This window comes from uncultured Flavobacterium sp., assembly GCF_963925415.1.
In the GTDB taxonomy this organism is placed as follows: domain Bacteria; phylum Bacteroidota; class Bacteroidia; order Flavobacteriales; family Flavobacteriaceae; genus Flavobacterium.
The window spans coordinates 1-9450 of the sequence record NZ_CAWUTS010000046.1; the positions used below are offsets into that span (position 1 = coordinate 1).

General features: G+C 34.0%; 9 protein-coding genes and 1 tRNA gene. 4 read left to right on the top strand and 6 right to left on the bottom strand.

The window, feature by feature from the left end; genetic code table 11:
• Together AABM47_RS03865 and AABM47_RS03870 are read right to left on the bottom strand one after the other, a co-directional pair.
• Positions 1-401 (bottom strand): Ig-like domain-containing protein (locus AABM47_RS03865; RefSeq protein WP_338409612.1); only part of this gene is annotated, 401 nt, incomplete at its 3' end.
• A 67-nt stretch (positions 402-468) separates the two neighbouring features.
• Positions 469-1152, bottom strand: a complete 684-nt coding sequence (locus AABM47_RS03870) for a ComF family protein (RefSeq protein ID WP_338409613.1) — start codon at positions 1150-1152, stop codon at positions 469-471.
• A 65-nt stretch (positions 1153-1217) separates the two neighbouring features.
• Here AABM47_RS03870 and AABM47_RS03875 point away from each other — a divergent pair, with 65 nt between their 5' ends.
• Positions 1218-2759, top strand: coding sequence for a glycine--tRNA ligase (locus AABM47_RS03875; RefSeq protein ID WP_338409614.1), 1542 nt, complete (start codon positions 1218-1220; stop codon positions 2757-2759).
• Positions 2760-2817: 58 nt separating this feature from the next.
• Here the strand turns inward: AABM47_RS03875 and thiL are convergent, their stop codons facing one another.
• Complete coding sequence (gene thiL, locus AABM47_RS03880; protein ID WP_338409615.1) at positions 2818-3861, bottom strand: thiamine-phosphate kinase; 1044 nt, start codon at positions 3859-3861, stop codon at positions 2818-2820.
• Between the two features lie 148 nt (positions 3862-4009).
• A complete protein-coding gene (gene lepA / locus AABM47_RS03885; protein WP_338409616.1) occupies positions 4010-5806 on the bottom strand; it encodes a translation elongation factor 4 in 1797 nt (598 codons plus the stop codon).
• A 175-nt stretch (positions 5807-5981) separates the two neighbouring features.
• Here lepA and dusB point away from each other — a divergent pair, with 175 nt between their 5' ends.
• Positions 5982-6974 carry a tRNA dihydrouridine synthase DusB gene (gene dusB, locus AABM47_RS03890; RefSeq protein WP_338409617.1) on the top strand — a complete coding sequence of 331 codons (993 nt, stop codon included), beginning with the start codon at positions 5982-5984 and terminating at the stop codon, positions 6972-6974.
• Between the two features lies 1 nt (position 6975).
• Here the strand turns inward: dusB and AABM47_RS03895 are convergent, their stop codons facing one another.
• Together AABM47_RS03895 and rbfA are read right to left on the bottom strand one after the other, a co-directional pair.
• Entirely contained in the window at positions 6976-8172 is a 1197-nt protein-coding gene (locus AABM47_RS03895; protein ID WP_338409618.1) for an FtsX-like permease family protein, read from the bottom strand.
• 1 nt (position 8173) lies between these two features.
• Complete coding sequence (rbfA, locus tag AABM47_RS03900; RefSeq protein WP_338409619.1) at positions 8174-8566, bottom strand: 30S ribosome-binding factor RbfA; 393 nt, start codon at positions 8564-8566, stop codon at positions 8174-8176.
• Positions 8567-8672: 106 nt separating this feature from the next.
• Here rbfA and mce point away from each other — a divergent pair, with 106 nt between their 5' ends.
• Entirely contained in the window at positions 8673-9074 is a 402-nt protein-coding gene (gene mce, locus AABM47_RS03905) for a methylmalonyl-CoA epimerase (RefSeq protein ID WP_338409620.1), read from the top strand.
• A gap of 115 nt (positions 9075-9189) precedes the next feature.
• Positions 9190-9263 (top strand) — tRNA-Ile (locus tag AABM47_RS03910).
• Positions 9264-9450 lie beyond the last annotated feature (187 nt).

Consider the following 9450-nt stretch of genomic DNA (forward strand, 5'->3'; position numbering starts at 1 on the left):
AACACGTATTTAAATTGCGAATATGGATTTCCTTCGTTATGATCAATAATACTTTGTCCAAAATTAAAACTATAGGTAGTGTTTTCTTGTAAAGTGTCTTGAATCTTTATAGAAATAAATTTACTAGCACTTCCTTGAGGCACAATTGTAGGACTGTTTTTTAAAGGAGGCGAAATGATCAATTGCTTGTTTATATTTTTAACTTTTATCAATTCATTAAAAATAATTTTTATTTGATTCCCTTTAAAATTAGTGTTATAATTTTTAGGGGTACTGCTAACAATTTTTGGTGCAATCGTGTCTTTTAATCCACCTGTAATGGTGCCTCTCTTAGCACATCCGGTAACCGAAAAAAGAAAGCCAAAAATAATAAAAAGGATGATAAAATATATTTTTTGCATAATCAAGTAAAATTCAAACACAAAATAACAACTATATTTAGAGCTAACATATTTTTTTTGCTATTTTTTATGATTGTGTGTAAGCAATAGCAAGTATACTCACTTTTGAATTTGGAATTTTTAATAAGGCTTTTGCACAAGCCTCAATTGTTGCACCACTGGTAATTACATCATCAATTAACAAAAAATGTTGACCAATGTGATACTTGTTATACTCAATATTAAAATCGTGTGCCTTCATTTCGGCTCTTTTTTCTTTAGATTTTTTAGTTTGTGTTTTAGTGTGTTTTTTGCGCATTAAAACATTCTTATCTATAGGAATTTGAAGGTCAATTGATAGTGCTTGGCAAAATGATGCAACCTGATTATAGCCTCTTTCACGCAATCTTTTTTTGTGAATGGGAGTAGGAATAATTAAATCTACTGGTGGTAAGCTGTTGGCTTCTCTTAAATTATATGCATATATTTTTCCTAAAACAGCGCCAACTTCTTGTTGATTTCTATATTTTAAATTGTGTATCAGCTCTTGGGCAATTCCTTTAGAATTAAAATAGACCATGGCAGCCGCAAACTCTAAGGGAACAATGCCATAAAACTGCGTCATAATTTCATTGTTTTCAATTAAATGATGATAGGTAAAAGGCAGTTCATGCCTACATTTAACGCAAATAACAACTTCATTTTTTAACAATAAAGCATTGCAGCCGTTGCAAAGTTTTGGAAAAAATAAGTTTTGTAATAATGCTAACATTGAAAAAAATAAATTAAAGATAAAAAATTCTATCTAAATATTCTAATAATTTTTACTTTTGCATTATGGCAAAGCAAGAAGATTTATTTAAGAATGTAGTTTCGCACGCAAAAGAGTATGGATTTGTTTTTCCATCAAGTGAAATTTACGACGGATTAAGTGCAGTTTACGATTATGCACAAAACGGTGTAGAGTTAAAAAAGAATATTAGAGAATATTGGTGGCAAGCCATGGTTCAAATGCATGAAAACATTGTAGGGCTTGATGCATCTATTTTTATGCATCCAACCACTTGGAAAGCATCGGGTCACGTTGATGCTTTTTCTGATCCATTAATTGATAACAAAGATTCTAAAAAAAGATATCGTGCTGATGTTTTAATTGAAGATTATGCAGAAAAAATCAACATTAAAGCACAAAAAGAAATTCAAAAAGCAAAAACACGCTTTGGAGACGCTTTTAACGAACAAGAATTTGTTAGCACAAACGAACGCGTAAAAGGGTATTTGGATCAAAAAAATCAAATCTTACAGCGCATGGCACGCTCTCTTGAAAAAGATGATTTAGCCGACGTAAAAGCGTTAATTGAAGAATTAGAAATTGCATGTCCAGATTCAGGATCAAGAAATTGGACCGAAGTACGACAATTTAACTTGATGTTTGGCACTAAGCTAGGAGCATCTGCAGATACTGCAATGGACTTGTACTTGCGTCCAGAAACGGCTCAAGGTATTTTTGTAAATTTTTTAAATGTGCAAAAAACAGGCCGAATGAAAATTCCGTTTGGTATAGCGCAAACCGGTAAAGCTTTTAGAAACGAAATTGTGGCTCGACAATTTATTTTTAGAATGCGTGAATTTGAACAAATGGAAATGCAATTTTTTGTTAAACCAGGAGAAGAAATTAAGTACTATGAGCAATGGAAAGAAAAACGCTTAAAATGGCATTTGTCTTTAGGACTGGGGGCAGAAAATTATCGTTTTCACGATCACGAAAAATTAGCCCATTATGCAAATGCAGCAGCTGATATCGAATTTAATTTTCCTTTTGGTTTCAAAGAACTTGAAGGGATACACTCAAGAACGGATTTCGATTTGAAAGCCCACGAAAAATTTTCTGGAAAAAAATTACAATTTTTTGACAGCGAAACCAATTCCAATTATGTGCCTTACGTAGTAGAAACATCAGTAGGTTTAGACCGTATGTTTTTAGCTGTTTTTTCAAAATCACTTCAAGAAGAAACTTTAGAAGACGGTTCAACCAGAACAGTTTTACGTTTGCCATCTGTTTTAGCTCCAACAAAAGCAGCTGTTTTGCCACTTATAAAAAGAGACGGTTTGCCAGAAATTGCTAAAGAAATCATGGATGAATTAAAATGGGACTTTAATGTAGCATACGATGAAAAAGACGCTGTAGGAAGACGTTACCGCCGTCAGGACGCTCTTGGAACTCCTTTTTGCATTACAGTGGACCATCAAACACTAGAAGACCAAACCGTGACCATAAGACACAGAGACACTATGCAACAAGAACGCGTTGCTATTGCAGACTTGAAAACAATCATTTATAAGGAAGTATCGATGCGAAATTGGTTGATCAAGATGTAGTTAAAGATGCAGGCACAAAAAACGCCTAATCTCAATTGAGATTAGGCGTTTTTTTGTATTATGTTAAAGCATTCCATCCCTTAGCTTTTAAAGGAATTTTAGCATTAGCTCTTGTAATTAAATGCATGCCTTCGTGCTCATTTACCACATGGCCAATTACAGTTAAATTTGGATTGGCTTTAATTTTGTCAAAGTCTTCTATTTTAATTGTAAATAACAATTCATAATCTTCACCACCATTTATAGCAATAGTTGTGCTGTCGATATTAAATTCTTCACAAACATTGATCAATTGAGGGTCTAACGGAATTTTTTCTTCAAACACATTACAGCCCACTTTACTTTGTTTACAAAGGTGCATAATTTCAGATGAAAGCCCGTCTGAAATATCGATCATGGATGTTGGTTTAACATCTAATTTTTTTAATAAATCTTTAATATCCCCACGTGCTTCGGGTTTTAGTTGACGTTCAATTAAATAGGTATATGCATCTAAATCGGGTTGATTGTTTGGGTTTACTTGAAACACCTGTTTTTCGCGCTCTAAGACTTGTAAGCCCATATAGGCCGAGCCTAAATCACCGGTTACAACAAGTAAGTCATTTTCTTGAGCACCACTTCTGTACACTAAATCGGCGTCATCAGCAACCCCAATTGCTGTTATAGAAAGGATCATCCCTTTTTGAGAAGAGGTAGTGTCGCCACCTACAACATCTACATTATAAGATTTTGCAGCCAATTCAATTCCGTCAAATAATTCTTCTAAAGCTTCTAACGGAAAACGGTTGGAAACTGCAATTGAAACTGTAATTTGGGTAGGAGTTGCATTCATGGCATAAATGTCAGAAAGATTAACCACAACAGCTTTATATCCCAAATGTTTTAGGGGCATATAACTCAAATCAAAATGTACGCCTTCAATCAATAAATCAGTTGAAACCACTGTTTTTTTGTTTCCAAAATCTAATACAGCGGCATCGTCACCAATGCTTTTTATTGTAGAGGGTTGGTTTACCCCAAAACGCTTGGTTAAATGATCAATTAATCCAAATTCACCTAGTTGCGATAAATCTGTTCGTTGTTGGTTTTTGTCTTCTATCATGTTGCAAATGTACAAAGGTTTTTGTTGCCTACAATGTGTTTATGGCTTTCAATTAAATGCTTGTTTTTTTGTATAAAATCAAAAAAACCCAACAACTTTCGTTATCAGGTTTGTTTTTATTATATTTTATTTCTCGTTTAGTTTTAACTTAATCGTTTAGTTTTAAAACAGCCATAAACGCTTCTTGTGGAATTTCAACATTTCCTACTTGACGCATTCGCTTTTTACCTTTTTTCTGTTTTTCTAACAGCTTACGTTTACGCGAAATATCACCACCATAACATTTAGCGGTAACATCTTTTCTTAAGGCTTTGATGGTTTCACGAGCAATAACTTTAGCTCCAACGGCTGCCTGAATAGGAATATCAAACTGTTGTCTTGGAATTAATTCTTTTAGTTTTTCACACATTTTTTTACCAATGTAATAAGCGTTACTTTCATGAATTAAAGCTGATAAAGCATCAACACAAGTAGCATTTAATAAAACATCTAATCGCACTAATTTTGACACACGCAATCCAATAGGTGAGTAGTCAAAAGAAGCATATCCTTTTGAAACTGTTTTTAATCGGTCGTAAAAATCAAATACAATTTCGGCTAAAGGCATGTCAAAAGTTAACTCCACACGATCCGTTGTTAAATACGTTTGATTGGTAATAACGCCGCGTTTTTCAATACACAGGCCCATTACATTTCCTACGAAATCAGATTTTGTTATGATTGTTGCTTTTATATAAGGCTCTTCAACTCTATCCAGTTTTGAGGGTTCGGGTAAATCGGTTGGGTTGTTTACTATTAATATTGTATCGGGTTCTTTTTTAGTATAGGCATGATACGACACATTGGGAACCGTAGTAATAACAGTCATGTCAAACTCACGTTCCAAACGTTCCTGAATAATTTCCATGTGTAACATTCCTAAAAAACCACATCGAAAACCAAATCCTAAGGCAGCTGAGCTTTCAGGCACAAAAACCAACGAAGCATCGTTCAATTGTAATTTTTCCATAGAAGCTCTTAAGTCTTCAAAATCTTCAGTATCAACCGGATAAATACCTGCAAATACCATTGGTTTTACATCTTCAAAACCCTTAATCATATTGGTAGTTGGCGTTTTAGCATCGGTAAGGGTATCCCCAACTTTTACTTCTTTGGCCTCTTTGATCCCTGAAATTAAATAACCCACATCTCCAGCCGATATTACTTGCTTAGGAACTTGGTTTAACTTTAGGGTACCAATTTCATCCGCAAAATATTCATTTCCGGTAGCCATAAATTTAATTTTTTGCCCTTTTTTTATTTGCCCGTTTTTTACTCTAAAAATAACTTCAATTCCTCTAAAAGGATTGTAGTGCGAATCAAAAATTAAGGCCTGTAAGGGTTCGTCAACGTTACCTTTTGGCGGAGGTATTTTTTCAATAATAGCGGCTAAAATATTTTCTACTCCAAAGCCTGTTTTTCCAGATGCATGAATAATGTCTTCTAATTTACAGCCTAACAAATCAATAATATCATCGCTAACTTCTTCAGGATTAGCGCTTGGTAAATCTACTTTGTTTAAAACAGGAATAATTTCTAAGTTGTTTTCTAGAGCCAAATATAAATTAGAAATGGTTTGTGCCTGAATACTTTGTGCGGCATCAACAATTAGTAATGCTCCTTCACAGGCGGCAATAGAACGAGAAACTTCATAAGAAAAATCTACGTGTCCGGGAGTGTCAATTAAATTTAAAACATACTCTTCGCCTTTGTAGGTGTATTCCATTTGAATAGCGTGACTTTTAATGGTAATACCACGTTCACGTTCCAAATCCATATTGTCTAGCAGCTGTGCTTTTTCTTCACGAGCGGTTACGGTTTGGGTTGCGCCTAGCAATCGGTCTGCCAGCGTACTTTTTCCGTGGTCAATATGGGCTATAATACAAAAATTTCTAATTTTTTTCATTCTCTATTTCTTACTTTTATAGGCAATGCTTTCGCATTTAATCTGCAAATATAATCCAAATCTTTTGAATGATGCTTGAAGATTAACGATTATCGATGCTTGTTTCTTTAAAAATCTTCAATCTTCAATCTTCATTCAAAAATCTATTTGTATTTTTGCCAAAATTACTTTTCTAATGCCTAAAATTGGTTCCATTATATTGCCCGAATTTCCGTTACTTCTTGCTCCTATGGAAGATGTGAGTGATCCACCTTTTCGAAGATTGTGTAAACTGCACGGTGCCGATTTGATGTATTCTGAATTTATTTCTTCAGAAGGCTTGATTCGGGATGCCATTAAAAGCATGAAAAAATTGGACATTTTTGACTATGAGAGACCTGTAGGCATTCAGATTTTTGGTGGAGACGAAGATGCTATGGAAATGTCTGCCCGAATAGTAGATGCCGTTCAGCCTGACTTAGTAGACATTAACTTTGGATGCCCCGTAAAAAAAGTAGTTTGCAAAGGAGCAGGAGCAGGCGTTTTAAAAGATGTTGATTTAATGATTCGGTTAACAAAAGCTGTTATTAAAGGCACCTCGTTGCCGGTTACCGTAAAAACACGTTTAGGTTGGGATGATGCTTCTATAAACATTGACGAGGTTGCCGAGCGCCTTCAAGACATTGGGGTTCAAGCGCTATCTATTCATGCACGAACACGAGCTCAAATGTACAAAGGCCATTCTGACTGGAGCCATATTGCACGTGTAAAGGATAACCCAAGAATAGCCATGCCTATTTTTGGCAATGGCGACATGGACTCTCCCGAAAAAGCGTTGGAATATAAAAACAAATATGGCATAGACGGTATCATGATAGGACGAGCAGCTATTGGTTATCCTTGGATTTTTAATGAAATTAAACATTTTATGAAAACAGGTCAACATTTAGCACCCCCCACAATGAATGATCGAATTGAAGCTGCAAAAAACCATTTAATTTGGTCTATGGAGTGGAAAGGAGAGCATTTAGGCATTGTTGAAACACGAAGACATTATACCAATTACTTTAAAGGAATTCATAGCTTTAAAGAACATAAACAGCGTTTAGTTACAACCGATGATGCCAACGGCATGATGCAAATTTTTGATGAAATTTCAGAAGTATATGCCAATTACCAAATGGTTTAACTTATTCTACCAATTTTTTTGAAACTGTGTTGCTGGCAATCCACGAGGCTACGATGCCTAAAATATAGATTGTACAAAGAACAATAGCTATATTTTTAAGTTCAAAAACCACCGGATAGGGAAGTGATTCATTAACCATTATGACATTAAATTGTTGCTGAATAAGCACAATAACAACACCTAACAACAGGCCTATAATACCCCCAAAAAAAGTAAGTAAGCTGCCTTGCAAAAAGAAAATGTTACGCAGTTGTTTTATTTCTACACCCAAATTATACAAGGTTTTTAAATTGGATTTTTTATCAATAACCATCATAATTAAAGAGCCTGCAAGAGTAAAAAGGGCTAAAACAGCAACTAGTGTAAAAATAAAATAAAGAACAATGTTTTCTGAATTTAACATTTTATTTAAAGACTCATTGAGTTGGGCTCTGTTTTTTATGACAACCTGATCTTTAAAAATGGCTAGTAAAACCTTTACAGCTTCTTTTTCATTTGATTTGGGATCGATTTTAAATTCAATATTTGTCAATTGATTGGGTTTAAAGCCCAATAAATGCTGAGCTATTTCAAGATCGCTAAACACATATTTATTATCAATTTCGTCGTTTAAAGAATAAATCGCAACAGGAACAAAAGTTGTTCTGTTAAAATCATCTTCACTAGATATCAGTCCTTTTTTTGGTTTAGGAACAAGGGCTTCTAATTTGTTGTTAAAATCTAATAAACCTATAGAAAGTTTATTCATTACACCTGCCCCAACAACTACGCCGTTTGAGCCAGATTCAAACCAATTTCCGGCATATAACTCTGTGCTAAACGATGTAACATCTGTATACAGGCTGTCAACACCTTTTAAAAACGAAACCTGCTCTTTTTCATTATACAAAAAGAATACACGTTCTTCGACAATTTTGCTGTAAGCAGAAAAAGGACTTGCTTTTTTTAATTGTTGATCTTGTTCGTTTGAAAGCAAAAACGATTTCCCTTTAGCTGCTTCAATTTTTAAATCAGGATCTGTAGAGTTGCTAAAGCTTAAACTAAATTCTTTTAAACCACCAAAAACAGACATTACGACAAACAAAGCCATGGCACTTACAATAATTCCTAGTGAAGCAATGCCCGTAATGATGTTTATGGCAGTACTTTTACTAAAACTTAAAGCATATCGCTTGGCTATGTAAAAAGGAAAATTCAAACTATGATTTTTTTCTTTTTTCTAATAATTCAGGGTTAGCAATTGGGTTTTCTTTTCCTTTTAAAGCATTGTCAATGTTTTCGATATAATCTAAACTGTCGTCAATATAAAAAGATAAATTAGGCACTTTTCTCAATTGGTTTTTTACCCTTTGCGATAAATCATGCTTAATTAAAGGCGTATTTGTTTTAATTGCAGCTAATATTTCGGGTGCTTTTTCGGTTGGAAAAACACTCAAATGTACTTTTGCTATTGATAAATCAGTAGTTACATTTACTTTTGAAATAGAAATAATAAGATTACTTATTCCGTTTTTACGTACTTCTCCTTGCAGAATATCCACCAAGTCATTTTGCAATAATGCACCAATTTTTTTCTGTCTATTTGTTTCCATGCTGCAAAAATACGATTTTTTTAAAGTCAGTTTGATTTAAAAGTTCAAATAATAATTTTATTTGAGTTTATAAGTTGTTATTTTTACCTGAATTAATTTCAAAAAAATGAAAAAGATTGAACATATTGGAATTGCTGTTAACGACATAAAAGCATCTAACGCCCTTTTCGAAAAATTATTAGGTCATCCGCCTTATAAACAAGAGGAAGTGGTCTCAGAAGGGGTAAAAACTTCTTTTTTTATGAACGGGCCCAATAAAATTGAGCTTTTAGAAGCAACAGATACCAATAGCCCCATTGCTAAATTTTTAGAAAAAAAGGGCGAGGGTATTCATCACATTGCTTTTGATGTAGCAGATATAGCGCAAGAAATTGTTCGACTGCAAAGCGAAGGATTTGTTTTACTTAACGATATACCAAAAAAAGGTGCTGATAATAAGCTGGTTGTTTTTTTACACCCTAAGAGTACCAACGGTGTTTTGATAGAACTTTGTCAAGAAATAAAATAAAAGTAATATAAGATTTGCAAGCCATTAAAAATAATAGTAATATTGCAATCTCAAATAAAGCTTGTGTTTGTTCACTGAATGCAGCTTTACATTAGTAAAACAGTGAAATACAACGGGTCCTATAGCTCAGTTGGTTAGAGCACCTGACTCATAATCAGGTGGTCCCTGGTTCGAGCCCAGGTGGGACCACACCCAAGAAAGTCACTCAAATGGCTTTAAAATTAAACCTTCACATCTAGTGAGGGTTTTTTTATGCACTAAAATTACACTTCTAAATTAGTCATTTATTTTCCAACTGTCAGTTTACTGTCAACTATTTAAGTGCTTTTTGACACCTATATGACACTTGATACTAATGCTCTAGACCAACTTGTCA

Excerpts from the sequence above, each read along its gene's own strand:
- AABM47_RS03870 (WP_338409613.1), bottom strand. The coding sequence starts at position 1,152 with ATGTTAGCATTATTACAAAACTTATTTTTTCCAAAACTTTGCAACGGC.
- AABM47_RS03875 (WP_338409614.1), top strand. The coding sequence starts at position 1,218 with ATGGCAAAGCAAGAAGATTTATTTAAGAATGTAGTTTCGCACGCAAAA.
- thiL (WP_338409615.1), bottom strand. The coding sequence starts at position 3,861 with ATGATAGAAGACAAAAACCAACAACGAACAGATTTATCGCAACTAGGT.
- lepA (WP_338409616.1), bottom strand. The coding sequence starts at position 5,806 with ATGAAAAAAATTAGAAATTTTTGTATTATAGCCCATATTGACCACGGA.
- dusB (WP_338409617.1), top strand. The coding sequence starts at position 5,982 with ATGCCTAAAATTGGTTCCATTATATTGCCCGAATTTCCGTTACTTCTT.
- rbfA (WP_338409619.1), bottom strand. The coding sequence starts at position 8,566 with ATGGAAACAAATAGACAGAAAAAAATTGGTGCATTATTGCAAAATGAC.
- mce (WP_338409620.1), top strand. The coding sequence starts at position 8,673 with ATGAAAAAGATTGAACATATTGGAATTGCTGTTAACGACATAAAAGCA.